Annotated in this window: 22 protein-coding genes; 10 read left to right on the top strand and 12 right to left on the bottom strand. The window is 72.0% G+C overall.

Going from position 1 to position 26,172, the window contains the following annotated elements; translation table 11 throughout:
• Window positions 1-56 precede the first annotated feature (56 nt).
• Entirely contained in the window at window positions 57-1,529 is a 1,473-nt protein-coding gene (locus ACZ619_RS34765; protein ID WP_469607644.1) for an MFS transporter, read from the bottom strand.
• A gap of 278 nt (window positions 1,530-1,807) precedes the next feature.
• Here ACZ619_RS34765 and ACZ619_RS34760 point away from each other — a divergent pair, with 278 nt between their 5' ends.
• The 3 genes from ACZ619_RS34760 (at window position 1,808) to ACZ619_RS34750 (ending at window position 4,104) form a co-directional block, all read left to right on the top strand.
• The gene (locus ACZ619_RS34760) at window positions 1,808-3,133 is read left to right on the top strand and encodes an MFS transporter (protein WP_469607641.1); all 1,326 of its coding nucleotides are present in this window, start codon (window positions 1,808-1,810) and stop codon (window positions 3,131-3,133) included.
• A gap of 108 nt (window positions 3,134-3,241) precedes the next feature.
• Window positions 3,242-3,688 carry a hypothetical protein gene (locus ACZ619_RS34755; protein ID WP_469607638.1) on the top strand — a complete coding sequence of 149 codons (447 nt, stop codon included), beginning with the start codon at window positions 3,242-3,244 and terminating at the stop codon, window positions 3,686-3,688.
• Window positions 3,685-4,104: a ferredoxin reductase domain-containing protein gene (locus tag ACZ619_RS34750; protein ID WP_469607635.1), complete on the top strand. Its 420-nt coding sequence runs from the start codon at window positions 3,685-3,687 to the stop codon at window positions 4,102-4,104. The genes ACZ619_RS34755 and ACZ619_RS34750 overlap by 4 nt, the downstream gene beginning before the upstream one ends.
• Here ACZ619_RS34750 and ACZ619_RS34745 read toward each other — a convergent pair.
• The gene (locus ACZ619_RS34745; RefSeq protein ID WP_469607632.1) at window positions 4,085-6,589 is read right to left on the bottom strand and encodes a glycoside hydrolase family 3 protein; all 2,505 of its coding nucleotides are present in this window, start codon (window positions 6,587-6,589) and stop codon (window positions 4,085-4,087) included. The two genes, ACZ619_RS34750 and ACZ619_RS34745, sit on opposite strands and share 20 nt — an antisense overlap.
• 339 nt (window positions 6,590-6,928) lie before the next feature.
• Here ACZ619_RS34745 and ACZ619_RS34740 point away from each other — a divergent pair, with 339 nt between their 5' ends.
• The gene (locus tag ACZ619_RS34740) at window positions 6,929-7,519 is read left to right on the top strand and encodes an NADPH-dependent FMN reductase (protein ID WP_469607629.1); all 591 of its coding nucleotides are present in this window, start codon (window positions 6,929-6,931) and stop codon (window positions 7,517-7,519) included.
• Between the two features lie 118 nt (window positions 7,520-7,637).
• Here the strand turns inward: ACZ619_RS34740 and ACZ619_RS34735 are convergent, their stop codons facing one another.
• Both ACZ619_RS34735 and ACZ619_RS34730 read right to left on the bottom strand, forming a co-directional pair.
• Window positions 7,638-8,306, bottom strand: coding sequence for a TetR/AcrR family transcriptional regulator (locus ACZ619_RS34735; RefSeq protein ID WP_469607626.1), 669 nt, complete (start codon window positions 8,304-8,306; stop codon window positions 7,638-7,640).
• Window positions 8,307-8,639: 333 nt separating this feature from the next.
• Window positions 8,640-9,653: a ketopantoate reductase family protein gene (locus ACZ619_RS34730; protein WP_469607623.1), complete on the bottom strand. Its 1,014-nt coding sequence runs from the start codon at window positions 9,651-9,653 to the stop codon at window positions 8,640-8,642.
• Between the two features lie 211 nt (window positions 9,654-9,864).
• Here ACZ619_RS34730 and ACZ619_RS34725 point away from each other — a divergent pair, with 211 nt between their 5' ends.
• Both ACZ619_RS34725 and ACZ619_RS34720 read left to right on the top strand, forming a co-directional pair.
• Window positions 9,865-11,085 carry a metallophosphoesterase gene (locus ACZ619_RS34725; RefSeq protein ID WP_469607620.1) on the top strand — a complete coding sequence of 407 codons (1,221 nt, stop codon included), beginning with the start codon at window positions 9,865-9,867 and terminating at the stop codon, window positions 11,083-11,085.
• Between the two features lie 225 nt (window positions 11,086-11,310).
• Window positions 11,311-12,360 (top strand): cation:proton antiporter domain-containing protein, encoded by a 1,050-nt coding sequence (locus tag ACZ619_RS34720; RefSeq protein WP_469607766.1) that lies wholly within the window; start codon window positions 11,311-11,313, stop codon window positions 12,358-12,360.
• A gap of 101 nt (window positions 12,361-12,461) precedes the next feature.
• On the opposite strand, the gene ACZ619_RS34715 is transcribed toward ACZ619_RS34720, so the two are convergent.
• On the bottom strand, window positions 12,462-13,247 hold the full coding sequence (locus ACZ619_RS34715; RefSeq protein ID WP_469607618.1) for a GNAT family N-acetyltransferase: 786 nt from the start codon (window positions 13,245-13,247) through the stop codon (window positions 12,462-12,464).
• Between the two features lie 196 nt (window positions 13,248-13,443).
• Here ACZ619_RS34715 and ACZ619_RS34710 point away from each other — a divergent pair, with 196 nt between their 5' ends.
• On the top strand, window positions 13,444-14,007 hold the full coding sequence (locus ACZ619_RS34710; RefSeq protein WP_469607616.1) for a GNAT family N-acetyltransferase: 564 nt from the start codon (window positions 13,444-13,446) through the stop codon (window positions 14,005-14,007).
• A gap of 61 nt (window positions 14,008-14,068) precedes the next feature.
• Here the strand turns inward: ACZ619_RS34710 and ACZ619_RS34705 are convergent, their stop codons facing one another.
• From ACZ619_RS34705 to ACZ619_RS34690, 4 genes are all read right to left on the bottom strand, one after another.
• The gene (locus tag ACZ619_RS34705; RefSeq protein WP_469607614.1) at window positions 14,069-14,596 is read right to left on the bottom strand and encodes a hypothetical protein; all 528 of its coding nucleotides are present in this window, start codon (window positions 14,594-14,596) and stop codon (window positions 14,069-14,071) included.
• A 244-nt stretch (window positions 14,597-14,840) separates the two neighbouring features.
• The gene (locus ACZ619_RS34700) at window positions 14,841-16,118 is read right to left on the bottom strand and encodes an acyltransferase family protein (protein ID WP_469607611.1); all 1,278 of its coding nucleotides are present in this window, start codon (window positions 16,116-16,118) and stop codon (window positions 14,841-14,843) included.
• On the bottom strand, window positions 16,115-18,289 hold the full coding sequence (locus tag ACZ619_RS34695) for a bifunctional polysaccharide deacetylase/glycosyltransferase family 2 protein (RefSeq protein WP_469607608.1): 2,175 nt from the start codon (window positions 18,287-18,289) through the stop codon (window positions 16,115-16,117). The genes ACZ619_RS34700 and ACZ619_RS34695 overlap by 4 nt, the downstream gene beginning before the upstream one ends.
• Before the next feature lie 25 nt (window positions 18,290-18,314).
• Window positions 18,315-18,794, bottom strand: coding sequence for a hypothetical protein (locus ACZ619_RS34690; RefSeq protein WP_469607605.1), 480 nt, complete (start codon window positions 18,792-18,794; stop codon window positions 18,315-18,317).
• 215 nt (window positions 18,795-19,009) lie between these two features.
• Here ACZ619_RS34690 and ACZ619_RS34685 point away from each other — a divergent pair, with 215 nt between their 5' ends.
• From ACZ619_RS34685 to ACZ619_RS34675, 3 genes are all read left to right on the top strand, one after another.
• Window positions 19,010-20,020, top strand: a complete 1,011-nt coding sequence (locus tag ACZ619_RS34685; RefSeq protein ID WP_469607602.1) for a glycoside hydrolase family 26 protein — start codon at window positions 19,010-19,012, stop codon at window positions 20,018-20,020.
• 109 nt (window positions 20,021-20,129) lie between these two features.
• Entirely contained in the window at window positions 20,130-21,794 is a 1,665-nt protein-coding gene (locus tag ACZ619_RS34680; protein ID WP_469607599.1) for an outer membrane protein assembly factor BamB family protein, read from the top strand.
• Window positions 21,795-22,094: 300 nt separating this feature from the next.
• Window positions 22,095-22,664 carry a hypothetical protein gene (locus ACZ619_RS34675; RefSeq protein WP_469607597.1) on the top strand — a complete coding sequence of 190 codons (570 nt, stop codon included), beginning with the start codon at window positions 22,095-22,097 and terminating at the stop codon, window positions 22,662-22,664.
• A gap of 30 nt (window positions 22,665-22,694) precedes the next feature.
• Here ACZ619_RS34675 and ACZ619_RS34670 read toward each other — a convergent pair whose 3' ends face one another.
• The 3 genes from ACZ619_RS34670 to ACZ619_RS34660 all read right to left on the bottom strand — a co-directional run bounded on the left by ACZ619_RS34670 (window position 22,695) and on the right by ACZ619_RS34660 (window position 26,172).
• Window positions 22,695-23,003, bottom strand: coding sequence for a hypothetical protein (locus ACZ619_RS34670; RefSeq protein WP_469607596.1), 309 nt, complete (start codon window positions 23,001-23,003; stop codon window positions 22,695-22,697).
• A gap of 742 nt (window positions 23,004-23,745) precedes the next feature.
• Window positions 23,746-24,711: a DUF1152 domain-containing protein gene (locus ACZ619_RS34665; protein ID WP_469607593.1), complete on the bottom strand. Its 966-nt coding sequence runs from the start codon at window positions 24,709-24,711 to the stop codon at window positions 23,746-23,748.
• 594 nt (window positions 24,712-25,305) lie between these two features.
• Entirely contained in the window at window positions 25,306-26,172 is an 867-nt protein-coding gene (locus tag ACZ619_RS34660) for a carbohydrate ABC transporter permease (RefSeq protein ID WP_469607591.1), read from the bottom strand.

Raw genomic sequence — 26,172 nt, 5'->3', positions numbered from 1 at the left:
GCCGGTCAATGCGCCGACCTCGACTTTTCCTTCTGGTGGGGGCGGTCGCGCCGGCGTCAGCCGGCGGAGACGGGGTCGACGACCGGCTCCCGGGGCGCGTCGCCGTCCGGCCGGTGGCCGAGACCCGCCTTCGGCAGGAGGAGGGCGACGAGCAGGCCCGCCCCGAAGCAGGCGGCCGTGACCGCGAAGACCGGCGTGAACGCCGCGCCGTAGTCGGCGGCGGTCCGCGTCCGCCCGGCGCCGGCCCCGAGCCCGTGGGCGGCCACGGCCCCCAGCACCACCGCACCGGCCAGCACGCCCAGCTCCCGGAGGAAGCCGAGGCCCGCGGTCACCGCCCCCGCGACCTCGCGCCCGGCCGCGTCCTGGGCCACGACCACGACGACCTGCATGAAGAGCCCGGCGCCGAGCCCCAGGAACATCAGCAGCACCGCGATCACCGGCAGGGACGGCCGGCTCGCGCTCAGCACGGCGAGCGCGGCCCCGGCGGCGGCTCCCGTCACGCATCCGGCGACCGGGAAGGGCCACCAGAGCCCCCACTTGCGGATGGCGAGCCCCGAACCGTTGATCCCGGCGACGATCCCGAGCGTGACCGGGAGCAGCATGAGTCCGGAGACGGTCGCGGAGCTGCCGTGGACGCCCTCCACCCAGGTGGGCACGTAGGCGAGCGCCCCGAAGAGCCCGAGCCCGGCGAGCAGGCCGAGCGCGCAGCACTGGGCGACCGGCGTACGGACGAGGGCGCGCACCGGCAGGACCGGAGCGGCACAGCGGCACTCCCACCACAGGGCCACCCCCGTGACGGCCGCGGTCAGTGCCGCGCCGACGGCGACGCCGGTGCTCCAGCCCGTTTCACCGGCCGCCGAGACGACCACGACGAACCCGGTCGCGGACGCCGTGATCAGCGCGGCCCCCAGCACGTCGAAGCGGGCACGACCGGAGTCGGCGGAGGGATCGGCCGCCGGGACGGCGACGAGGACGCACAGCAGGGCGAGCACTCCCAGGGGGAGGTTGATCCAGAAGGTCCAGCGCCATGACGCGGCGTCGGTGAGCCAGCCGCCCAGCAGCGGGCTGACCACGGTGGCGACGGCGAACACCGCTCCGAGCGGGCCGAGGTAGGCGGCGCGTTCCCGGACCGGGACGACGTCGGCCACGACGGCCTGCGGCAGGACCACCAGTCCGGCTCCGCCGATCCCCTGGACGAGCCGGGCGACGGCGAGCGTCTCGATGTCCGTCGCGAGTCCGCAGGCGGTCGAGGCGACGAGGAACACCACGACGGAGACGGCCAGCACCGCCCGTCGGCCGAACCGGTCGCCGAGTGCGCCGACCACCGGCATCGCGGCGGTGATCGACAGCGTGTAGGCGGCGACGACCCAGGAGGTCCGCTGCGGCGCGCCGAGGTCGGTGGCGATGTCGGGCAGGGCCGTGGCGACGATCGTGTGATCGAGCGCGCCGAGCGCGGTCACCAGGACGAGGCAGAAGAAGAAGCCGCGGGGGCGCCGGAGCCGGCTCCGCGGGGACAGGGCTGAGGACACGTATCGCTCCGTACCGGCACAGCGACATCAGGTGCGGAGAGGGATCGGCTCCCCGACGGGTGGCTCACCCCGCCGTGCCCGGCCATTCTGCCGCCCGGTTGGCCAAAAATCAAAATTTTAATTTTGATAACTGTCGGCACCCAAGCCCTAGCCAAGAGACGGAGCAGCATGCATCATCCGAACAGTCAGAATCAAAATTCTGATTGTCGTTTGGCTGGATTTCGACCTGTCACCATGTGTGGCATGCCAGCCTCCGTGCTCGACGAGGAGCCGCCTCGATGTCCCACTCGCCCTCCCCAGCCCTGGCCCGACGCCCCTGGTATCTGGCCACTCTCGGCGGGCTCGCCTCCTACCTGGACAGCGGTGTGCTGTTCGCGACCGCCCTGTCCATCTCCCTCTGGCAGAGCCAGTTCGCCCTGAGCGCGTGGTCGGTCGGCGCGGTCAGCGCCGCCCTCAGCCTCTCCATAGGCGTCGGCTCGCTGTTCGGCGGGCGGGTCGGAGACCGTTTCGGCCGCAAGCGGGTCTACTCCGCGGACCTGATCGTGTTCGCCTTCGGTCTGCTGTGGCTGATCTTCGCGGTCAACGAGCCCATGCTGTACGTCGGCGTCGTCCTGACCGGGCTGGCCGCCGGGGCCGACATGCCCGCCTCGCTGGCCCTGATCGGGGAGATCGCCCCCGCGGCCAAACGCGGGCGGCTGATCTCCTACGCACAGCTCATGTGGGGCTTCGGCATCATCGTCGTCCAGATCGTCGCCAAGCTGACCGCGTTCAGCGGAACGCTCATGCCGCGTCTGCTGTTCGGCCAGCTTTTCCTGGTCGCGCTGGTCACCTGGTTCCTGCGCCGGCGCCTGCCCGAGTCGGAGGTCTGGGTCGCCGACCGGGAACGCGGGGAGGTCCGGGACGGCCGCCCCTGGGTCCGGCTGCTGAGCCGCCCGATCGTCGGCGGCCTGCTGTTCACGACCGTGTTCTATCTGCTGAACGCCTCGATGACCAACTTCTTCGCCGGCTTCGGTGCCTACGCCATGATCGGCCTCTTCCACTTCGACCTGTCCACGGTGACCTCGATCATGACGCTGCTCGGCCCGGTGGGCCTGATCTGCAGCATTGTCTTCATGCGTCTGATCGACCGGCGCCGGGCGCGCTCCGCGATGTTCGCGGTCGGCGCCGTCGTCCAGGTCCTCGCGCTGCTCCTCCTGGTGGTCCTGCCGCTCGACCCGACCGTCTTCGTCATCTGCTTCATGGCCGTGATCGCGGGAGCCAGCTTCGCCGGCGAGGGCAACTACAAGGTCTGGTCCCAGGAGATCTTCCCCACCTCGTTGCGCGGCACGGCACAGGGCATCAGCTTCGGCGTGGCCCGCATCGGTGCCGCCCTCTTCGCCCTGGTCTCGCCCACCCTCCTGCACAACAGCCCCAAGTTCGTCCTGACCCTGCTGCTCGTCGCCACCGCGCTGGCCATGGGCCTCGGGTTCGCCTTCCAGCCGCGCGGTATCGGCTCGACGATCGAGGAGATCGACGCCGCTTACACCGCCGACACGTCCGACGCCCGAAAGGCCGAGGCGGCCGAGGCGGCCAAGCCCACCCCGGCCACGGAACCGACCGTCTGACGGAGCACGCCCCTACGGAGCGGGGCAGGCATGACTGAGGGGCCGGCCGCCCGACGGCCGGCCCCTCAGCCGCACCCGAACCACCCCTGGAACCGCACCCGGCAAGACGTGTCTGCCGCCTCCGGCGAACGGCGCCGCCCGTCCTGCGACCCGACGGCGCTCTTCGCCGCCGTCGTCGAGGCCCTGCACCGGCCCGACGTCCTCTCCTCGCAGCCCACGGCCCCCGAGCTGCCCTCGCCCTGGCGCGAGAAGCTCGCGGGCCGGGTGCAGGACCGGGGGACGCTGCCGGGACACGACAACCCCGCGCACGACCGGCTGCGGGCCGTCCAGCTCGCTCAGGGACCGACCCGCCGGCACTCCCAGTGCGGCGACCGTGCCGATCCCGGCCCATGGCACACGGCGGTTCGGCGCGACAAGGAAGGACGAGGTGGCTCGCCGCACGCGCACGAGCAGCTCGACGCCGGAGGCCCGCTGCTCCGGCGAGGCCCCCGCGACAACTTCGCCCTCACGCGCCGGCCCCCGGCTACCTGTTCGTCGCGGGCGGCATCGCAATGACCCCGTTCCCGCCGAGGGCCGCCGAGGCGAACCGGCGCGGCACGCCGTGGCGGCTCGTCTACTTCGGCCGTTCCACGGACACCATGGCCTACGCCGACGGCCTCGCCCGTTCCTACCCGGCTTCCGTGACTCTGTGGCCGAGCCCGGAGGGCGGACGGATCGACCTCGCCGGGCTGCTCGCGGCGGCGCCGAAGAACAGCGCGGTGTACCACTGCGGTCCCGGGGACCCGCTCGCGGAGCTGGAACCCCGGTGCCGGCTCGGCGGACACACGCTGCGCACCGAGCGTCTCGCACCCCGCCCCCGAGGCAGCGCGGTAAACGGGACGACGGCGGCCGCCGCCCTGAGAGGGCGACGAGCGCCGTCGTCCGCGGCCTGCTCGGCATACGCCGCGTGCGTCAGCCCGCGGCCTCGGTGACATCCCGGACGAGGATGTCCACGATGTCCTCGGCGGAGCGGCCGATCAGCAGCTGGTGGGTGCCCGTCGGGGTTCTCCAGCCCGTCGACGCGGGGTCCCAGCGCGACCAGGCACGGTCGTCCAGGCGCACCTCCACCCGGGCCGACTCCCCGGCGCCGAGGGTGACGCCGGTGAAGCCGGCCAGCCGCGCGTCCGTCTCGCCCGGCGCCCGCACGTACGCCTGTACGACGTCACGTCCGGCTCGTTCGCCGGTGTTGGTCACGGTCAGCCGGACCGTCCAGGTGTCCGGCCGGTCCGGCGTGTCCTCCGTGCCCCGGACGAGGACGGCGGAGTCGTAGCGCCACGTGGTGTAGCCCTGGCCGGCGCCGAAGGCGAAGCGGGCGGGGGTGGCGGTGCGCAGCAGGTGGCGGTAGCCGGTGGGCTCGGCGGGTGCGTAGCGCCGGGTGAGGTCCTCGTCGAGCCCCTCGTCGTGGGTGGAGCGGTCCGCGTCGGCCCGGGGAACGCTCACCGGCATACGGCCGCCGGGCTCTTCGTCCCCGGCCAGCACCGCGGCGAGCGCCTCGCCGTACCCCTGTCCGGCGAACCAGGTCTGCAGGACGGCGGCGACGTCGTCGGCCCAGGGCGCGTCGATCGGGCGGCCCGCGTTGACGACGACGGCGGTGCGCGGGTTGGCGGCCGCCACCCGCCGGATCAGCTCCCGCTGTTCGGCGGGGAGTTCGGAGTCGGGGAGGTCGCGGCTCTCACGGGCGGTCCGCAGTTCGTCGCCGACGACCAGGACGACCGCGTCGGCGTTCTCGGCGGCTCGCACGGCGCGCGCCAGGGCGTCCGGTGCGGCGGGCGGCGCGGCGCTGACGGTGAGGGCCTGTACCCGCCCGCCCTCGGTGGTCATGTCGGCGACGACGGTGACCGGCTCCCCCGCCCGCAGTTCGACGGCCCCGGTGCCGGTCTCCGCCCGGGCGACCTGGCCCATCAGGTCACCGGGCGCGGGCGCGGGCCGGTGGGCGAGCCGCCGTCCGTCGACGGTGAGCACCGTGTCGCCGGAACCGCCCGCCCCGATCGTCCACGGGCCGTCCTGCTCCGGGGTGAGGACGGCGGTCAGGCGCAGTCGGCCCGGTTCGGTGGTGGGCCCCACCTGCGGGACCGTGCCGAACCAGACGAAGGAGCTGTCGCCACGGGTCTCGGCCAGGACGCGTGTGTCCGCGCGGAAGTGCTCCAGCAGCACGCCGGGCCGCCCGTCCGGGGTGGTGACCCGGAAGGCGCCCAGGGGCGCCGCGGGCGTGCTGTCCACGCCGCGCTCGTGGACGATCTCGCACCGGGAACCGAACCGGGTGCGCAGGGCCGCGAGCGGGGTGACGGCGCTGTCCGCCGGACGGACCCGGCCGAAGGTGGCGCCCTGATGGCAGGGCCGGTCGGCGTTGGGACCGATGACGGCGAGCCGGGTGAGACGGCTCGGTTCGAGGGGCAGCAGACCGTCCTCGTTGCGCGCCAGGACGAAGCACGCGGTGGCGGCCCGGGTCAGGACCTCGTGGGCGCGGTCGGCAGGCACGTACTCGTCGGGGCGGGCCGGGACGCGGTCGGCGCCGTCGAGCCGGCCGACGCGGCGGGCCAGGCGCAGCAGCCGGGTGGTCGCGTCGTCGACCCGCTCCTGCGGCACCTGGCCGCGTTCGACGGCCTCGGCGAGCCGCCGGCCGAAGTGGATGGCGGGACCAGGCATCTCCAGGTCGCAGCCCGCGAGGGCCGGGCCGAGGGTGTCCTGGAGGGCGAAGTAGTCGGAGACGACGAGGCCGTCGAAGCCCCACTCGCCCTTGACGACGGCCAGCAGCTCGGAGTTGGCCGCGCAGGGGACGCCGTTGAGCCGGTTGTAGGCGGTCATCAGGGCCCAGGCCCCGGCCCGGACGGCGAGTTCGAAGGGCCGCAGGTAGACCTCGCGCAGCGCGGTGTCGTCCACCTCGCTGTTCATGCGCTGGCGTTCGGTCTCGGTGTCGTTGGCGACCAGGTGCTTCGGGACGGCGGCCACCCCCTGACCCTGGAGTCCCTGGACGAAGGCGGCTCCGAGCACACCGGCCAGCAGCGGGTCCTCGGACAGCATCTCGAAGGTGCGGCCGGACAGCCCCGTACGGGCGAGGTTGAGGTTGGGGGCGTACACCGCGTCGATGTCCCGGCGTCGGGCCTCCGACGCCTGGGCGGCCGCTACGGCGCGCACCGTGTCGGTGTCCCAGGTCGCGCCGAGGGCGATGCCGCTCGGCAGGAGCAGGGACGTGTCGCGCTCGTCGAAGGTCGGGCTGACCAGCCCGAGCGGGCCGTCCACCAGCACGACCGGCTCCAGCCCGAGACCCGGTTCGGCGAGCGTGGCCCAGCCGGAGGCCCCGGCGGTGAGCCGGGCACGTGCGGCGGGGGCCACGGCGGCCGGTGACGGGAGGCCGTCGTGCCCGGAAGCCGGAGTGCCGTCCTGGCTGCCGAGCTTGTGGAGTGCCGGGTCGGTCATGAGGCGGTTCTCCAGTTCCCACACGAAGAGATTCAGAATTCTAATTCTGTTCACACTACCGCACAGCCGGTTCGGGTGACCCGGGGGCCGTGGGGGGCAGGGGTCCGGGGACCGGGGGGCCGAGGGTTCGGGGGGCCGCGGGTCCGGGGGTCCGCGGGCCCGCGGGTCCGGGGACTCAAGGATCCGCGGGTTCGGGGGTCTCGCACTCGGTGGGCGTCTTGACCGGGCCGACCCTCAGGATCTAGTTTTCAGAATCATCATTCTGAATGAGCTCCAGGGGCCTCACCGGTACGCCCCGTCCCCGCGCTTCCGCGCCCCCGGCCAGAACGGAACCAGCCTGTGAGTCACCTGATCGTCGGTATCGGCGGCACCACCCGCCCTGGATCCAGCAGCGAACTCGCCGTCCGAACCGCCTTGGCCGCCGCCGAAGCACGCGGCGCCCGGACACACCACTTCGGCGGTGAATTCCTCGCCTCACTCCCCCACTACGCACCGGAGCGCCCGGAGCGCACCGAGGCTCAGCGACAGCTGGTCGAGGCGGTGCGCCTCGCGGACGGCCTGGTCATCGGCTCGCCCGGCTACCACGGCGGCATCTCGGGCCTGGTGAAGAACGCCGTCGATCTCCTGGAAGACCTGCGTGACGACACCCGGGTGTACTTCGACGGCCGAGCGGTCGGCCTCGTCGTCACCGCCGCGGGCTGGCAGGCGTGCGGCACCACCCTGACCGCCCTGCGCAATGTCGTACACGCCATGCGGGGCTGGCCGACGCCGCTCGGTGTGACCCTCAACTCCAGCGCCGGACCGCTGTTCGCGCCCGACGGCGGGTGCGCCGACGCCTCCGCCGGAGCCCAGCTGGAACTGCTGGGCCGACAGGTCCACGACTTCGCGGTCCGCTCCAGCGCACCGGCCGCGAGCGTCCGCGCCGCGTGACGTACGCGTCCCGGCGCCTCGAACCCTGCGGACCGCCCTGACACGGTCCGCAGCGGAAAACGCCGGGTCCGCGGGGCATTGCCCGCGGACCCGGCGTGGTGCGTCCCACCCGGCCGAACTACGCCCCGGCACCACCGGCGCGCAGGAAGGCCAGGGTCATCACGCCGAGATCCTCCAGCAGCCTCTCCAGGTCCATGTCCTCGGCCGCCTCGGCAGGCACGTCGAGCGCCAGACCACGTGCGAGCGTCGCGTAGACGGTGGTGAAGCACGAGTCGACGGCCCGTACCGGATCCGGGTGCCGCATCTCCTCGCGCCGCGACAGCAGCAGGGCGGCGAAGCGCTCCCGCATGTCGAAGTAGGCGGCCTTGCCGACCTTGGCGACCTCGGGGTCGACCGCCCCCCGCTGCTGAAAGGCACCGAGCACCCGCCCCTGCCGCTTGAGCAGTTCGGCGAACTCGGTGACCAGCTGCGGCGCAAGGTCCCCCAGGGCGACCGCCGTCCACCGCTCGGGGTCGGTCAGAGTGCGGTGCTCGGCGAGCATGCGGTCCAGGAAATGGCCCTGTGCCGCCCGCAACAGGTCGTCCTTGCCGTCCACCCGGGTGTAGATCGAGCCGATGGACACACCGGAGCGCTTGCTGACCTCGGTGAGGGCGAAGCCTGCGTACCCCTTCTCGGCCAACAGCTCCAGCGTCGTCTCAAGGACCAACTCGAACGAGCGCTGGCTCCGCTCCTGCTTGGGCGCACGGATCCCGCCCGACGCCGTCGACTGCTTGAAGACTGAAGACACCCGGCCAGTCTAGGCCGCCCCCGCCCGGCGTCGACGGGCGACCGGCGGGCGGGGACGACGGACGGGGACGGGGGGCGACGAGCGGCGGACGGGGGCGGGGGAGGGCGGGCGACGACCGGTCTGCGCGGACTGCCGTCGGCGGGCGACGACCGGCCAGGCGGAGCTGCGCGCGGTGGGCTCGGGGGGTTCCCGTCGGTCGGTTCCAGCGAGGGCAGGGCGTGCGGCACGGTCCGGGCGGGGACCGCGCCCCCTGCCCCGCCCCTCGTGTCGACGCCCGCCCCGCCGGGGCGGGGGCCGGCGATCCGCCCCGTCGTCCGCGGACGAGTCCGTTGCTCAGGCGTGCGTGGCGGCTTCGTCGGCCAGCCGCAGCAGCTCCTCCACCGGCAGTGAGCCTGCCGCCCGCCGCCCGCGAGCGAAGCCGTTCGCCAGGCGCTGCAGCAGGTCGTTGAGCGGGGTCGGCACCCCGTGCAGGCGGCCGAGAAGGGCGATCTCACCGTTGAGGAAGTCGGCCTCGATGGTGCCGGTGGCCCGGTCGAGGGACTGCCAGGAGGAACCTCCGGCCCGCCCGACCCCGTCGAGTTCGACCAGGGTGATCTTGTCGCCGCGGGTCTCCTTCTGTTCCCAGACTCCGGCGTACGCGATCCCGGCGGCGTCGAGCACGGCCTCGCCCTCGGCACGCACCCTCCCGAACAGCTCCTGCAGACGCGGGTCGTCGGCCGGTCCGCTGACGGCGTCGAGGGCGTTGCGGAGGTTGCTGAGCAGCTTGGCGTACTGCCAGCGGGCGACGTCGGGCACGACCGGCGCCTCGAACCGCGCGGTCGCCAGGTCGGCGGCGACACCGCGGATCGTGTCGTCCGTGCCGTGAGGGTGGCGGCCCAGGTGCAGCATGCCGGTGAGCGGGGTGCCGGCCGCGGAGACGACACCGGGTTCGACGTGGACGGCGGGCAGCCAGACACAGACTCCGTACACGTGCCGGAAGCGGCGCAGGGCGATGCGCTGACTCTCCACGCCGTTCTGCGCGCAGAGCAGCGGCAAGCGCTCGGCGGCGGTCCGGCCGCCGGCGACGGGCGCGGGGGCCCAGGTGTTGAGCGTCGCCTCCGCGTCCTGGGTCTTCACCGTGAGCACCAGTACGTCGTCGGCGCGCAGTTCGCCGAGCGCGTCCGGTCCGTCCACGACCGGCAGACGGTAGGTCAGTTCGCCCTCGGGCACCTTGAGCCGCAGGCCGCCCTCGGACAGGGCCGCGCGATGCGCGCCCCTGGCGACCAGTACGACCTCGTGCCCCGCACCGGCCAGCCGCCCGCCGATGGCCCCTCCGACCGCTCCTGCCCCGATGATGATGTAGCGCATGGCAGAAGCCTGCCATGCGCGGCCGACACCCCGGCCGCCCCTCGGATCGGTGGCCGTCACGCCCCGCCTCCCCCACCGCTCCCGGGGACGACTTCCAGCCCGCCTCCACGAACCACCGGACTGCCGCTCCTGGTGGAGGAGGGCCCTCCGGCCGGCTCGGAGGCGACCGGATACAGTGCGCGGAACGGCAGCCTGCTCAGAGAGGGGAAGCGTGACCGACACCAGCAGCACCCGGCCCGCCGAGGGTGAGGCGCGAGCGCCGCGGCAGAGCCGCCTGCACCGCCTCATGCGCTACATCCCCCTGATCGCGCCCGTCCTGCTGTGGGCGGTGCCCTGCTGGGTGCTCCTGTACGCCGGTCAGCACTGGCCGCTGCCCGTCACGTCGGGCGGCACCGTCCTGTTCGTCCTCGGTCTCCTCGGTATGCCGCTCGCGATGGTGCGCGGCCACGGCAGGCGCCAGCAGGACCGGGCGGCGATCATCGGTGACACCCTGCTGGGCACCAGCTGGATCCTGTTCACCTGGTCCGTCCTGCTGGGCGTCCTCCTGCGGCTCGCCCTGACCGTGGCCGGTGTCGGCGGCAGCGAGGACCGGGCCCGCATCGTCACGTGGGCCGTCCTCGGCGTCGCCGCCGTACTGCTCGCCTGGGGATACGCGGAGGCGCGCCGTGTGCCACGCGTGCGCCGGCTCGACGTTCAACTCCCCCGGCTGGGTGCCGGGTTGGACGGTCTCCGTGTCGCCCTCATCACCGACACCCACTACGGCCCGCTCGATCGCGCCCGCTGGTCGGAACGCGTGTGCGAGACGGTGAACACCCTGGAAGCCGACGTGGTCTGCCACACCGGCGACATCGCGGACGGTACGGCCGAACGCCGCCGCGCCCAGGCCCTTCCCCTCGGAACGGTGCGGGCCGCCCAGGCGCGTGTGTACGTCACCGGCAACCACGAGTACTACAGCGAGGCCCAGGGCTGGGTCGACCTGATGGACGAACTGGGCTGGCAGCCGCTGCGCAACCGCCATGTGCTGCTCGAACGCGGCGGCGACACCCTCGTGGTCGCCGGTGTGAACGACGTCACCGCCGAGTCCTCCGGCCTCGCGGGCCACCGCGCCCACCTCGACGGAGCCCTCGACGGCGCCGACCCCGACCTGCCCGTCCTGCTCCTGGCGCACCAGCCCAAGTTCGTCGACCGGGCGGCAGCCGCGGGCATCGACCTCCAGCTCTCCGGGCACACCCACGGCGGCCAGATCTGGCCCTTCCACCATCTGGTCCGCATCGACCAGCCCGCCGTGGCCGGACTCAGCCGGCACGGCGCCCGTACCCTCCTCTACACCAGCCGCGGCACCGGCTTCTGGGGCCCGCCGTTCCGCGTCTTCGCCCCCAGCGAGATCACCCTGCTCGTGCTCCGCTCCCCGCAGCTGCCCACCTCGCCGTAGCGCGGGGCGGGGCGCTGACGGGACGCATCCTGGGGCTCCGGCCAACGCGCCGGCCACCGAGGGCTGTCGCGGTGCCGATATTCATGCCCCGTTGACATTCGGCCCCTGTCGAGCAGGGTCTTCCGCGATATTCTGCTGGAGTCTTCTCGTGCCCTGATGCGCGGCCTTCTCCCCACCCGGGACAGCACAGGCGAATCCGTGCGCCCCTAGGAAGTCGCACGCCGGCTGTCGCTGATCGTCCGCGGGGACGCGGCCCTCATCCGCGGCAGCGGAGCCATCGCCCCCACCGTGGCGATCAGCTCGATCCTCCTGCCCTTCGGGCTCGGCACCCTGCTCGGCCTGCACCTGGCCAGCGCCCACGGCCACCGGACGCCGTTCATCCTCTTCACGGGCATCGCCATGTCGATCACCGCGTTCCCGGTCCTGGCCCGCATCCTCACCGACCGGCGCATGTCGCGTACCCCGCTCGGCGTGGTGGCGCTGGCCTGTGCGTCCATCGACGACGTCCTCGCCTGGTCACCGCTCGCCGTCGTCGTCGCCGTGAGCGGCTCGGCCGGCCCCGACCAGTGGCGGATCCTGCTCGCCGTCCCGTTCCTGCTCATCATGCTGTTCCTGGTGCGTCCTCTGCTCCGCCGAGCGGTCGAACACCGTGAGGCGCCGCGCCTCACGCCCTCGCTCATCGCCTTTCTGCTCGCCGGGCTCCTGCTGTCCGGCGCCACCACCGAGTGGCTGGGTCTCCACTACATCTTCGGCGCGTTCCTCTTCGGCGTGCTGCTGCCGCGTTCCGGGGCCGAGCGACTCCGCACCGACGTGCACGAACGGCTCGGGCAGCTGAGCGGCACTCTGCTGCTGCCGGTGTTCTTCCTCGTCGCCGGCCTTCGGGTCGACCTGTCCGGTGTCGGCACGGCCGGTACCGGTGACCTGGGCCTGATCATGCTGGTGGCGGTGGGCGGGAAGTTCCTCGGCGCGTTCACGGCCGCCCGGGCGAACCGGATGCCGCTGCGGCAGTCCGCGGCGCTGGCCACCCTGATGAACACCCGTGGCCTGACCGAGCTGATCGTGCTCAACGTGGGGCTGCAACTCGGCTTCCTGGACGAGGACTTGTATGCGCTGATGGTGGTCATGGCGGTGGTGACCACGGCGATGGCGGGCCCGCTGCTGACGTGGATCCTGGACCGGCGCACCGACGACGGCGTCACCGTTGCGGCCACCGACCTCTCCGTGACTCCCGAAACCGGCAGGAGGTCCCGGCGAGCGACGGGTACCACCGCGTGACGGCGGCGAGCGGCGGGCACGCACACGTTCCGCCCTGGCCGGCTCGCCCCGCGTGCGCCACGGCCGGGCCGGGTAACGGACCCGGCGAGGGTCGGCCGTGCTCAGGGGGACCAGACGTACGGTGTCGTGGTGGTCACCGGGTGGAGGCCGAGGCGGGTGAGGATCGGCGCGCTGTCGGGCGAGGCGTCGACATAGACGTAGGGAACACCGCGCGTGGCGGCGAGTTGGGCTCGGTGGGCGACCATGGCGCGGTAAATCCCTTGTCCGCGCCACTCCTTGAGCGTCGAGCCGCCCCAGAGGCCGCCGAAGTCGACGCCGTCCTTGAAGACCAGCCAGGCGGCGCAGACGACTTCGGTGCCTGCCTCGGCGACGAGGACGACGGTGTCCTCGGGGGCGTTCTCGATCCGGGCGGCCAGGTCGTCGGCGAGCCAACTCCAGTCCTCGCCCCAGACGTTGCTCTCCATGGCGGCGATGCGCCGGAGGTCCGATGCGGCGGTGACGCGGCGGAGCGTCACGCCGTCGGGCAGGACGGGGTCGGCGGCGAGATCCGCGGAGTGCCCGATGAGCACGGTCTCGCTGTCCTCGGCGACGAACCCGGCCGCCGTGAGCCGGTCGGTGAGGTCGGCGGGGAGGTCGTGGGCGCGCGTCTTCCATTCGACCGCCTCACCACGGGCGGCGTAGAAGTCACGCTGCCGGGCTATGAGCGTGTCGAGCTCCGCCCCGCGCACACCGAGGTCGCGTGGGCCCGTGACGAAGCCACGGTGCCAGCCGACGACACGGGTCAACGGGCCGTCCTTCTCGACGCGGGCGCTGCCCCCGGGCGGGGTGACACCGCGGAGTTGGGCGTCGTACGCGGTGCGGAGTCCGTCGATCAGAATGTCCTTCACCCGGACACTGTACGGACCGGGTCAAGTCATGGATCGCCGGTCGAGACCGCGCGGACATCCAGAACTGCGGTCACATGTCCGGTGGGTGGCGACCAGTAGTGAGCGGTGCCCCAGTGGGGGCTTCCGGGGCCGGCTCGCCCCCGCGTCAGCGAGAAAACCATTGGGGCGCCCGACGCGGTCCGGGGATGATGGGCTCGTGGACATCTATCTGGAGACCGAGCGCCTGGCTCTGCGCCGCTTCACCGCCGATGACGCGGACCTGCTGATCGAGCTGGACAGCGACCCGGCGGTGATGCGCTACCTGAGCGGCGGCAGTCCGACCGCGCCGGAGATCGTCCGTGAGAGCCATCTGCCGAACATCCTCGCCGGCTACCAGAAGTGGGGCGGTCGCCTCGGGCTGTTCGCCGCGCACGAGAGGAACGGCGGCGCGTTCATCGGCTGGTTCATCCTGCGTCCCGAAGCGGACGGCCCGCTGGACGAGGTCGAACTCGGCTACCGGCTGCGGCAGGACGCCTGGGGCCGGGGCTATGCCACCGAGGGCTCGCGGGCCCTGCTGCGCATGGCGTTCACGGAACTCGGCGTGCGCATGGTCTGGGCGGAGACGATGTCCGTGAACCGGGGCTCGCGCAACATCATGGAGAAGCTCCGGATGACGCTCGCGGACACCCTTCCCACTCCCCCCGACATGGAGATGGTCGAGGGCTCCGAGCACGGAGGCGTCCGGTACGAGATCACCGAGGAGCAGTGGAAGCAGGAGTAGCCGCGGCGCCAACGGGTGCGGCCCCGTACCTGGCGGGCAGGGGCCGCGGGACGGGGGTGGGTCAGTAGTCAGGACACAGGCGCTCGCGGACGGCCTTGAGGATCTTGGCTGCCGCGTCGGTGCCGAAGCCGTCCGGGTGGCTGGGGCTGGTGAAGCGGAGGTTCGTGGTCTCCAGCAGCCGCTGCTGGCTCTCGCCGTTCTTGATGGACGTGCACTGCTTGCGGCCGCGGTCGACGGCGGTGTCCGGTTCGCCGTGGACGACATCGGGGTCGATGGCGGTCAGGTCGACGAGGTAGGCGGTGCGGTTCTCGATGTCGGGCTCGGGCGGGATCCCGGCCGCGGCTTCCGCGCTGGCCTTCTGTTCGGCGGTGAGTCCGCCGGTGGCCGTGACGGAGGCGGAGGCCCTGGGCTTGGTGTCGGCGTCGGTGGTGCCGTCGCCGAGCACTCCGGCGCAGCCGGTGAGGGCGGTCAGGACGAGAATCGAGCCGCATCCGACGGCGGCGTTTTTGAGCCCGTTCTTTCTCGGAGGCTGCGAGAGTGCTGGGCCTGATGCGGCCTGTTGCTGCGGCGAGTGCGGCTGGTTGCTCATAGTTTCCCCAGGGGACGTGCGGCTGAGGGGCCATCATCGTCAACCTGTACAGCGCGTGTCCCTGGTGTAACGGATCTGTGATGATGGTGTGTCTGATCCTCGGGTGCCGCACGCAGGCCGCTGGGCCGCACGTCCCCTGCCGCACGTCCCCTGCCGTACGTCCCGGGGAAGCGGTGTCACGGGAAGGGCGGTGGCCAGTGTGGCAGACCGCCACACCGACCACCGCCCTTTTTCCGCCGGCGATTCAGCGCTGGCTGCTGCGCCTGCGTCCCTTGGAGCGGCGGGGGTACGGGAAGAGGCGTGGGCGGCGTTTGGCCGCCACGTCCTCGATCCAGCCGAAGAGGACGATGGCCAGGCAGATCAGGGGTACGGCGAGGACCAGCGGGGTCCACTGGCTCGACAGCAGCCACTGGGCGTGGTCGTAGAGGAAGGTGTTGCTCCACAGGGGGTCGATCAGGGGCTCGGTCAGGACCAGGGCGAAGGAGTGCCACAGGTAGACCGTGACCGCGCGGGAGTTGAGCAGGCTGATGACGCCGTTGAAGCGTTCCAGCGGCTTGGGCCACTGTTCCCAGGAGGGGCTCAGGTGGAGCAGGAGCAGCACCGCGCCGAACGACCAGATCGCCTGCGCGACCGGCACCGCCTCCAGGTCGTGCCCGAACCTGGGGTTGTCCACCGGGGACCGCAGCAGCCACCACATGCCGAACATGAGCACCAGAGGCGCGAGGGACGGCACGACGTACTGCGGGATCCTGCGGAGCAGTCCCTCCTGGTGGGCCATGCCGAGCAGCCAGCAGGAGCCGAAGGTGGCGAAGTCGGTGGCGGCCTCCATCAGCCGGCCGGACTGGTCGACCAGCCCGGAGTTGACGAAGAACGCGAGCGCCAGCGGCACCAGCAGGGTGACCCAGGGCAGCTTCCGCATCGCCTTGAGCATGAGCGGCGACAGCAGCACGTACCAGAGGTAGGCACGCAGGTACCACAGCGGTACGGAGATCTGCTCGGCCCAGGAGGCCGGCAGGTGTCCGCCGAAGGTGTGCAGCGAGGCACCGAACGGCGGCTCGCTGAGCGGCAGGACCCAGAAGGCCATCTCGGCCCACCACCAGTGGGGGTGGTGGTCGTAGTGCGGGCCCCAGCCCTGAAGGATCATCAGCGGCACCACGACCGCGCCGAACAGCCACATCGGCGGCAGCAGCCTGCGCAGCCGGCCGCGGATCACGCTGAGCGCCGGTCTGCTGAGGGAGCGCGCCATCAGCGACCCGGCCAGCGCGAACATGACGCCCATGGAGGGGAAGACGATGGGCAGCCAGGTCCAGCTGAAGTTGTGGTAGATCACCACGCGGACCAGGGCGAGCGCCCGCAGCAGGTCGAGGTAGCGGTCCCGGCCGGGCTTGCCCGGGGGCGCCGGTTCGGCCGCCTCCGGCTCCGGGTCGTGCCGCGCGGGAAGCACTCCGGGGTCCAGGACCCTCAGTGCCATGGTCTCGGACGAGTCCTGGACGCCGTGGGCACCCCGTTCCGCCGTACTCATGAAGCCATCTCCCCCGTTGTGACGTCGAGCCCGACCTCGCCGGTGCGCTTCAGCTTCTGCCAGCGCAGCCGTCCCCCGGTCAGCGCGGTGATGGCGGACTGCAGCAGCACCATGTACATGAGCACCCGGTAGACCACCTGCTGGGCAGGCAGCGTGATCAGGTGCCACGCCTTCTCCCGGTCCAGGTGGAAGGACCACCAGGCGCAGACGGCCTGGAGGGCCATCACCGCGAACCACGCCGCGAGGGTCTTGTACGCGTCGACGAAGACCACGCCGTAGACCATGCCGATGTCGAAGGCGGGCGCGAGCAGCGGGGTGACCACCATGAACAGGGCGACGAACGGCAGCCCCACCCGGCCGAAGTGGCCGGCCGGGCCCCGCTCCAGCAGCGCGTGCCGGTGCTTCCACATCGCCTGCATGGTGCCGTAGCTCCAGCGGTACCGCTGCGACCACAGCTGCTTCATGCTGACGGGCGCCTCGGTCCAGGCCCGGGCGTCCTCGGCGTAGACGACCTTCCAGCCGGCCCGGTGCAGGGCCATGGTCACGTCGGTGTCCTCGGCGAGCGTGTCGTCGCTCATGCCGCCCGCCTGCTGGAGCGCGGTGCGCCGGAAGGCGCCGATGGCGCCGGGGATGGTCGGCATGCAGTCGAGCACGTCGTACATCCGGCGGTCGAGGTTGAAGCCCATCACGTATTCGAGGTGCTGCCAGGCGCCGATCAGCGTGTCGCGGTTGCCGACCTTGGCGTTGCCGGCCACGGCGCCGACGCGCGCGTCGGCGAAGGGCTGCACCAGTTCCCGGACGGTGACGGGTTCGAAGACCGTGTCGCCGTCCATCATGACGATCAGGTCGTGCGAGGCGGCGGCCACACCGGTGTTGAGGGCGGCCGGCTTTCCGCTGTTCGGCTGGCGGATCAGCCGGACCATCGGCAGGGCGAGCTCCTCCACGATGGCGGCCGTGTCGTCGCTCGATCCGTCGTCGACCACGATCACCTCGATGGGGTGGTCGCTTCTGGCCAGCGAGAGCAGGGTGTTGGTGATGCACTCCTGCTCGTTGTACGCCGGCACCACCACGGTGACCGGTTCGGTGACCGGGGCTCCCCAGGAGAAGCCCTTCTTGCGTACGCGCCGCACATGGATGGTGGAGAGCACCAGCATCAGCGCGAACCGGGCCATGACCAGCACACCGACGACCGCGAGCAGTCCGACCAGCCACGGCATCAGGCGCACCGAGAAGGTGGTGCTCCACAGGAACGCCTTGCCGAGCCACAGGTCGTAGCTGGTGACCTTGGTGTTGGCGGAGCCGACGCCGATCGCCTCGGCGGTGGTCTTGAAGGTGTAGCCCTGGGCCTTGAGCTTGTCGATGATGATCGGCAGCGCGGCCAGGGTCTGCGAGCGGTTGCCGCCCGCGTCGTGCAGCAGGATCATCTCGCCCTGGCCCGGGAGGTCGGGCATGGCGGCCTTGACGATGGCGTCGACGCCGGGGCGCTTCCAGTCGTCGGTGTCCTTGTTGATGAAGGTGGTCAGATACCCCTCCGACCCGGCCTGCTTGGTCACCGGCCACGACCAGTCGTCCAGCGCGTCCGCGGTGGAGGAGTAGGGCGGCCGGAACAGGCTGGAGTGGATGCCCGCGACACCGGCCAGCGCGAGCTGGGTCTCGCCCAGCTCCCAGGTGAGCCGGGTGCCGGAGTGCAGCGCGAGGTCGGGGTGGGTGAAGGTGTGCAGCCCGATCTCGTGGCCGTCGGCCACGATCCGGCGGATCAGCTCCGGGTTGCGGGCGACCATCGAGCCGGTGACGAAGAAGTCCGCGTGGACGTTCTTCTCCTTCAGCACCTTGAGGATCTTCGGCGTCCACTGGGGGGACGGCCCGTCGTCGAAGGAGAGGACGACCGTCTTGTCCGGGACCGTGTAGCTGACCGGCTTGCTGTTCTTGTCGCCGCGCGCGTCGACGACCGGGCCGCCCTCCAGCACGCTGGTGGGGACGGTGCTCTTGTCGACCGAGACGGCGATGCGCTCGTCGTGGAAGACCTCGTTGTTCGCCATGCCCCGGAGCACCATCAGCGCGAGCAGGGTCGCCAGCACGGTGATCGGCAGGAAGAAACGCAGAGGGGGTGCGGCGAGCCGGCGCGGCCGCGCGAGGGACTGCCGTGAGCGTTGACGGCGGGAGCGGGACATGGACTTCCTGGTCGGTCGCGTCTGGCTACTGGGCGGCGGCGGTCACGGGGCTCGACGCCTCCGTGCCGTACGCCGGCGTCGCGAGGTCCGACGCGGTGGCGTCGGGGGTGGTCGCCGAGGTGACGGCGTCGGAGGTGGTCGCCGGGGTGGTGGCGGTCACGGAGTCGGACCCCGCCGTGCCGTACGCCGGCGTCGCGGCGGCCGACGCGGTGGCGTCGGGGGTGGCCGCGGTGTCGGTGGCACTGTCGGCGGACCCGGCGACGCCGGGAGCCGCGGGCACCGGCGCGTTCAGGTACTGGCTGGGGGGTGTGGTGTCGGCGGTGCGCGGGACGTGGAGTGCGGGCGCCTGCGACTGGGTTCCGACCAGGCCGGAGATCATCGCCACCACCAAGCCGGTGCAGACGATGCCGAGCAGCCAGCCGACGCCCCGCAGCCGGCGGCCTCGCTGACCGGTCTGGTCGACGAAGACGGGAGCAGGCTCGACCTCCGTGGAGGTACTGGTCATCGGAAGCCTCGGGCCTTCGTCAGGGGACGACTGACGGTTCGGCGCTGCCGAAAGCAGTGAGTAGTCCGGAAAAGTAATAAATGCGGGAGGTAAGAGACATGATCTGACCCGTCCCGATCATGCATCTAGACTAATATGCAGATTCCGTGAATGTCACGCGGGTCCCACAGAGGTCCGGCGACTCGGCTTGCTTCCTGCTCGATGGGACCTGATGCATGGTCATACCCCGCCCGCGTGGCCGCTTTTCGGTCGCCGCGGCCCTCGTGCTCGCCGTCGTCCTCCTGGTGGGCGCCTGTGGCGGAACGGGAAGCGGAAGCGGCGCCACGGCGGTCAAAGCCACCGCCCCGGCCTCGCGGTTCGAGATCTCGTCCTTGCTCAAGCCGTCCGGCCGGGCGCTGGGCGTGGTGGACGACAAGACGCCCTGGCAGTACGGAATCGTCAAAAAGTTCACCAAGGAGGCGGGCCGGGCGCCCGACATCCGCGAGTACTACAGCAACTGGGGCGACGACTTCGACGCGGAGGGCAACGCCTACCTGTGGCAGCACGGCCAGCTGCCGATGATGGCGCTGGTGCCCTCCGACACCCGGCTCGCCGACATCGCCGCGGGCCGGGACGACAGCTACATCCGCCGTCTCGCCCAGCAGATCGCCGCCTACGACGGGCCGCTGGCCCTCTCCTTCGCCGGCGAGATGAACGGCCCCTGGAACTCCTGGGGCCCCGAGCACGCCGAGCCCGCCGACTTCGTCGCGGCCTGGAAGCGCGTGCACTACATGTTCGCCGAGCAGGGCGTCACCAACGTGATCTGGGTGTGGACTCCGCACGTGGTCGACTCGGGCACCACCGCGAAACTGCGGCCCTACTACCCCGGCAGCTCCTACGTCGACTGGGTCGGCCTCATCGGCTACTACGGCCCCCTCGACGGCGTCGCGTTCTCCAGCCTGTTCACCCCGACCCTGCACGAGATCTCGGACTTCTCCGACAAACCGGTGCTGATCGCGGAGACCGGGGTGGCGCAGAGCGAGAGCAAGGAAGCGCACATCCATGACCTGTTCCAGGGCGCGGCGAAGGCCGGGGTCATCGGGATCGTCTGGTACGACCTGCGCAAGGCCTGGCCGGGCAGCAAACAGCTGATGGACTGGCGGATCAGCTCCTCGGTGGGTGCGCTGGCCGCGTTCCAGGTGGAGTCGTCCCGCAACGACTTCGGCCACTCGTTCAAGGACGGTTGATCCCGCGCGATCGTGGGAGTTCGGGCCGCGGCCCGCGACAGACAGCACTTATCACGGCGTATCACCGCGGCAGGCGGCTGCGGATGTCAGAACAGAAGAGAGCACGGAGATGACGACGCATTCGTCGCCGGGACAGGACGCTCCGCAGGAGGAGCAGGGCTGGGCGTTCCGGCCCCGCGAGTCGGCCGCCCGTCCGCAGCACGGGAACTCCCGTCCGCAGCCGTACGGGGACCAGCGGCGGCGGGCGGAGACCGATCCGCCCGAGGACGGCCGGCCGGCCGCCGAGCGGGTCCGCCGCACGGGCTCCGGTCCCCGGTTCGACGCCACCGTGCCGCTGCGGGTCCCCGGTCCCCGCTCCGACACCCACGAGGCCGTGCGCGAGCCGGGTGACCGGACATCCCCCTACACCCGGCCCGGCGGCGACCCCGCGGACCAGGAGCGCGAGCGCCGCGCGGCGGCGGCCGCCGCCGCCGTCCTCGGACGGGATTCCCTCCGCGACCCCGAGCCGGCCGCCGCGCGGCCCGCCGCGGGCGAGGGCGGCAAGAAGCCCCGGAAGAGCAGGCAGGCGGGCCGGATCGGGCTCGTGCTCGCCATCCTCGCCGCGGCGGGCGGGGCCGCCGCCGTCCTGCTCAAGCAGGAGGACGCCGCCGCGGTCGCCTCGACGAACCTGACGCAGGCGTGGCAGATACCGGCGTCCGCCCACGACGACACGCTCATCGGCAGCTGGCTCACCGACAAGCTGCTCGTCCGGGCCGGCACCCAGGGCGGCCTGCGGGGCTACGACCTCACCGACGGCGGGCAGCTGTGGCGCACCGTCCCCTCCGGGGCCTTCGCCGAGCGCGGTACGGTCCCCTGCGCGATGTCGCCGACGCTGAGCGCCAAGGGCGTCGGCACGGTGGCCTTCGGCAAGGACGGCAGCACCTGCACCTGGCTGGCCGGCGTCAAGGCGTCCACCGGCGAGATCCTCTGGTCCATGCCGTTGACCGGCGCCAAGCACCCGTCGGCGGTGACCGCGTCGACCTATGTGCAGGGCGATGTCGCCACCATCGTCAGCGAGAACTACCTCGGCGGCGTGAACGTCCGCACCGGCAGCCGCGTCTGGGGCTACAAGCCCCGCGGCCGCTACTGCAACGCCTACGACTGGGGCACCGACGGCACCGTGCTGGTGGACGACTACTGCCTCGACCGGAAGAACCGGTTCACCCTCACCGCGTACGACGCGAAGACCGGGAAGGTGATCTGGCGGAAGGCCGAGAGCGCGCACTCGGAAGTCACGCACATCCTGTCCGGCTCACCGCTGGTCGCCGCCGTCCACACGGCCCGCCAGGACGCCGTGCGGGTCTACGACGCCCAGGGCAACGGCCGTAAACTGGCCGTCGGCGACGACGAGCTCACCAGCGGCAACACCTCCGAGGCCGACCACTCCGCCCGCCTGTACGGGACCGTTCTGGCCACCCCTGCCTCGGCCTCCGGCAGCACTGCGGTCGACGGCTTCGACACCACCACCGGCGCCAAGCTCTGGAGCCACCCGTCCACCTTGCTCGCCGTCCCGGCGTCCGGCGCGGACGAGACGGTGTACGCCGTCACCACCTCCGGCTCCCCGCAGCTCGTCACCATCGACCGGCGCACCGGCCACACCACCCCGGTCGCGGGCCTGCCGAAGGGCAGCGGCAAGTGGGACTTCACCGCCGGGACGGTGTACGTCACCCCGGACGGCGGCGTGCTGGAACTCAACGCCCTCGGCTCCAACGGCGGCGTGCGCTTCTACCGTTAGGGCTCCTGGCACTCCGGCCGGGACGGCAGGTGCGGGCCTACCGCGGCGGCTCGGGTGTCCGAGCTGCCGGGGTGCGCGGTGCCCGTTCGTGGCGGCGGGCGGGCTTCCTGGGGTTGGATGGGAAGCGTGGCTTCTTCGGCGTGCGCGAGACGTGGGACGGCGGGTGTCCTGGCGGTACTGGCGCTGTGGCTGGTGTCAGGGTGCGGCCAGGACTGGGGCCGTGGGGAGGGGCCGGGAGGGGCCGGCGGCCCGGAGGGGACGTCGGTGGGGCGGTCCGGGGCTGCGGGAGGTGCGCGGCCGTTGAGCGCCGCGGAGCTGAAGACGGCCATGACCCGTCTGGACGGTTCCACCCTCGACAGGCTGTCCGGGGAGAACGGCCCCGTGGTGGGGCTCGGGGGTTCGCGGGCGACCCCGGCCGCGTGCCGGCCGCTCGCCGACATGGTGACGTTCGGTTCCAGCCCCGAACCGACCGACGTGGTGGCCCGTACGGTCACCCAGTCCTCGCTGGCCGAGACGGGGACGACGCTGTCGGTCGCACTGGCCGGACACACGGAGGCCGATGCGGTGCGCGTCATGGCAGGGCTCCGTGCGGCGGTGAAGGCGTGCGGCGCGGGCTTCGAGGACGACGGGGTCCCTTACCTCTCGGTGAGGACCGCGACCGCTGCGGCGAAGGGCGACGAGGCGGTGGCGTACGAGATGCTCGGGGAGGTGAACGGCATCCGGATACCGATGGCGTTCACGGTGGTGCGCAGCGCGTCGACGGTGGCGACGTTCTACGCCTTCAACGTGCTGGGGGAAGACTCCGCCGAAGTGCCGCGGTCCCTGGTCACGGCGCAGCTCGCCAGGCTGGCCGGACTGCCGCGCGCATGACCCGGACCGCGTGAGCCGCCACGCACCGCCCTACGGGCAGCTCTCCCGCCGCATCCGCAGCAGCCGCAGGACCAGCCAGACCAGTACGACCTGGACAACACCCGCGAGGGTGTGGACGGACGGGGCGTACGTGTCGGGGCCGGAACCGTCGGAACCGAAGCCGTCGGAGCCGAAGAGGAGGAGGACCGTCATCACGAAGCCCGAGGGAAAGGTGAGGACCGAGACGGCCACGGCCGCGGCGTCGATGCCGCGTTCCACGCTCAGGTAGTCGAGACCGAACACCACCACCAGATACCCCAGAGCGAGAAGCACGCCCGTCCTGCGCGAAGTGGGTGTCATGGTGTCCTTTCCCGCGCCCATCACGCGTCACCCAGGGCGTTCATGCAGTGGATCATGTCCTTGATGTTACCGGCGAGCTTGAGCCAGGTCCTCATCGCCTTGGCGCCAGCATGGTCGCGTGGCTTCTACCGACGACAGGCGGTTTCCTGCGGCCCCTGGGTTCGTGATGTCGAGTGTGACCTTCGAGAGCGGGCAGCCGGTGCAGGGTGTCCGGCCGGGGTAGGTGCCGCACGGTTCTTCCTCTCGGTCGGGTCGTCGGGGAGCGGCGGACCGGCGCGGGTGCCGGCAGCCCGTCGCACCCGGGGATCACGACATGCTCCGCGCGCGGCAACTCCCGCTGTTCACGCAGCTCATGACAGTGTTCTGAGCAAAGCTCAGCTCTTTGCCTACTCGCTTCGGCTGTCCCGGAAGGATCACCGGATGCCCCCGGCCGACCATCGGCTCACCCCACGTCGCAAGCCCCGGCAGGTGCGTGCCGAGCTGCCCCGTGAACGCATCCTCACTTCCCCAACGACGACGCCGTCCTCGCGGAGTTGCTGGTGCGGCACATCGACCGCGGCACCTGGGCGCAGGCGAACACCTCGACCTGTCCCCCGGCAGCCGGGAGGCCGCCGTGCGGGCCCTGGTCCGCGACGCGATCGAGCGTCACAGCGACGACCCGCAGCTGCTCTGCTGGAGCGCCGATGAGGGCGGATGTGCGGATTCCGGGTCGCCGGTGCCGGTGCCAGCAGCGGTGGGAGGCTCAGTGCGGGAACGCGCGCGGTGGGCGCTGCCGGGGCAGCGTGGTGCGGAACTCCTCGATCACGGAACTCACCTGCCGCATCAGCGAAGTCCGTTCCAGCAGGCCGAGGTAGAGATTGCGGCGGGCCAGTCCGGGCAGGTCGACACAGAAGTACAGGGCCATCAGCGGGTTGATGAACAGCTCGCCGCCCTTGGTCCGTTCCGTGAACCGGACGTCGCCGAAGTCACCGCGCACGGCGGCGGCGACGGATCCGTTCACGATGCTCGGGTGGCTCGCGGTGTGGCGCTGGGCGTGCGCCACCGCGTCGAGATAGAGCGCGCCCTCCCGTCCTGCGCCGAGCAGCGAGAACGCGCCGAGGTAGGCGCCGTCACGGTCCAGGGCGGCCAGGTTCTCCAGCACGAGGGAGTGGTTCACGCCGTGGTAGGCGTCCACCCCGAAGCCGATGCAGGCCACCAGCCGGTGCGGGACCTCGTCGAGTCCGTGCACGGCGGCCAGGCTCGCCATGTCCTCCTCCGGGGTGCCGAGACCGTGCTCGTCGCCGCGCATCAGGATGTCGGTCCCGCCGTCCACCAGCACGATCGCGTCGACGCCGCCGAGATGTGTGATGAGCGCGCGGTAGGCCGCCCGCAGGGGACCGACCCCGATGCTCGGGAACGCGTACACGGTCGAGGGGAGTTCCTGCGTCGCGAGCCACCGGGCGAGCGTCCGCTCGGGGAAGTAGTCGCCGCGCAGGGGGGTGTCGGGCCCGACGGCCGCGACGTCCTGGTCCACCCACACGTCGAGGTCCAGGCCGTAGAGGTCGGCGAAGGACAGGTTGGCGAGGTGCACCTCCTTGCCCGCCGACCGCAGGGCGAGTGCGAGCGGCAGCCCGGCGTACACGTCGAAGCCGCCGCCCGCACCGGCGATGAGCACCCGTCGCGCGTCGCGCAGGCGGGTGAAGAAGGCGGGTTCCCCCAGAGTGATCACCGCAGGACGCTAGCAGGAAGGCGCACCCGCACCGGGCCGGTATCGGTCGGTACGGTGCGCGGCTCGCTGAAGACCGCTCGGAGCCTTCGGAGTCGGCGGAGTCGGCGGAGTCGGCGGGTCAACGGCCTTGCAGGCGGCGCGCGTCGAGGCCGACGGAGACGTGAGCCTCGGGGCAGTGCGGCGCGTCTGGGCCGACGGCTTCGCCGCGGCAGAGGGCGATGAGTGGGTCCTTGCCGCGCCACCGGGAGTCGGTCGGTCCCCGCACTTCGGGTACCGGTTCGTACCCGTCGAGGTCGAGGGAGTCGACGGCTTGCCGGTGATCTTCGTGATGGTCCTGGCCCAGCGCCTCGCGTGGTCGGCCGGCGCCGGGGATCCCGCCCGTCCCCGGGTGCCGGCGTGCAGCGGCGCCCGGTGGTGGCCATGGATGCCGGCCCCTCCCCCGGGGCCGATCAGGAATCGGTCCGGGCCGGTGACGGCGGGCACCGGATCGGCTCGGCTCGGCGGCCGGCTTCCGCAGCTGGATCGCTGCCCGGCCGCGCGGTCGGCCCCGCGTGTGGCTCGTACCTCGACTGCCGTGGTGGTGGTGGGGGTGGGTCACTTGATGCCCGTGGTGGCGATTCCCTGGACTATCTGCCGTTGGAAGACCAGGAAGACCGCGACGAGGGGGATGAAGCCGAGGACCGAGGAGGCCATGATCTCGGCGTACTGGGGGCTGGTGGCGTCGACCAGTGAGGCGAGGCCGACGGGGATGGTCTGGGACTTGGTCTGGCTGAGGACCAGCAGCGGCCACAGGAACGCGTTCCAGGAGCCGATGAAGGTGAGGATCGCGACGGTGGACACCGCCGGACGGCAGATCGGCATGCAGACGGTGGCGTAGACGCGCCACCAGCTCGCGCCGTCGATGCGGGCGGCCTCGATCAGCGCCGTGGGGATGCCCCGGAAGAACGAGTGGAAGACGAACACCGAGATCGGTGCCGCGACCGAGGGCAGGACCAGCGCCCAGAACGTGCCGAGCAGGTGGAACGACCGGTACTCGATGAACTGGGGCAGCACCAGCGCCTCGGTGGGCAGCATCAGGCCGGCCGTGGCGACGGCCATGACCAGGGCCCGCCCGCGAAACCGCAGGAAGGCCAGCGCGAACGCGGCCATGGAGCAGAAGGCCACGGTGAAGACCACGGCCAGCACCGAGATCACCAGGCTGTTGAGGTACCAGTAGCCGATCGGATGGTTGTCCCAGGTGGTCGCGTAGGCGTCCAGCGACCAGCCGCCGGCGAAGACCGACGTGGGGCTCTGGGTGATGGCCGCGTCGTCGCGGAGCGAGGTGATCAGTGCCCAGACGAAGGGCACCAGCCAGATCAGGGCGAACAGGGTCAGGCAGACGGCGCAGAGCCGGTTGAAGAGCGTGGCGCCGTTGACCGCGCCCTTCGCTTCGGCGGGCCGCGGCCGGGTGATGGTGGTCAT

The sequence above is a fragment of the Streptomyces sp. NPDC104367 genome (assembly GCF_055583825.1).
This window is presented reverse-complemented; position numbering and strand designations above follow the sequence as displayed.

What these genes read in the sequence shown, in the direction of transcription:
- ACZ619_RS34760 (WP_469607641.1), top strand. Translation starts at nt 1,808, where the DNA reads ATGTCCCACTCGCCCTCCCCAGCCCTGGCCCGACGCCCCTGGTATCTG.
- ACZ619_RS34750 (WP_469607635.1), top strand. Translation starts at nt 3,685, where the DNA reads ATGACCCCGTTCCCGCCGAGGGCCGCCGAGGCGAACCGGCGCGGCACG.
- ACZ619_RS34745 (WP_469607632.1), bottom strand. Translation starts at nt 6,589, where the DNA reads ATGACCGACCCGGCACTCCACAAGCTCGGCAGCCAGGACGGCACTCCG.
- ACZ619_RS34730 (WP_469607623.1), bottom strand. Translation starts at nt 9,653, where the DNA reads ATGCGCTACATCATCATCGGGGCAGGAGCGGTCGGAGGGGCCATCGGC.
- ACZ619_RS34705 (WP_469607614.1), bottom strand. Translation starts at nt 14,596, where the DNA reads ATGAGCAACCAGCCGCACTCGCCGCAGCAACAGGCCGCATCAGGCCCA.
- ACZ619_RS34700 (WP_469607611.1), bottom strand. Translation starts at nt 16,118, where the DNA reads ATGAGTACGGCGGAACGGGGTGCCCACGGCGTCCAGGACTCGTCCGAG.
- ACZ619_RS34695 (WP_469607608.1), bottom strand. Translation starts at nt 18,289, where the DNA reads ATGTCCCGCTCCCGCCGTCAACGCTCACGGCAGTCCCTCGCGCGGCCG.
- ACZ619_RS34690 (WP_469607605.1), bottom strand. Translation starts at nt 18,794, where the DNA reads ATGACCAGTACCTCCACGGAGGTCGAGCCTGCTCCCGTCTTCGTCGAC.
- ACZ619_RS34685 (WP_469607602.1), top strand. Translation starts at nt 19,010, where the DNA reads ATGGTCATACCCCGCCCGCGTGGCCGCTTTTCGGTCGCCGCGGCCCTC.
- ACZ619_RS34680 (WP_469607599.1), top strand. Translation starts at nt 20,130, where the DNA reads ATGACGACGCATTCGTCGCCGGGACAGGACGCTCCGCAGGAGGAGCAG.
- ACZ619_RS34670 (WP_469607596.1), bottom strand. Translation starts at nt 23,003, where the DNA reads ATGACACCCACTTCGCGCAGGACGGGCGTGCTTCTCGCTCTGGGGTAT.
- ACZ619_RS34660 (WP_469607591.1), bottom strand. Translation starts at nt 26,172, where the DNA reads ATGACCACCATCACCCGGCCGCGGCCCGCCGAAGCGAAGGGCGCGGTC.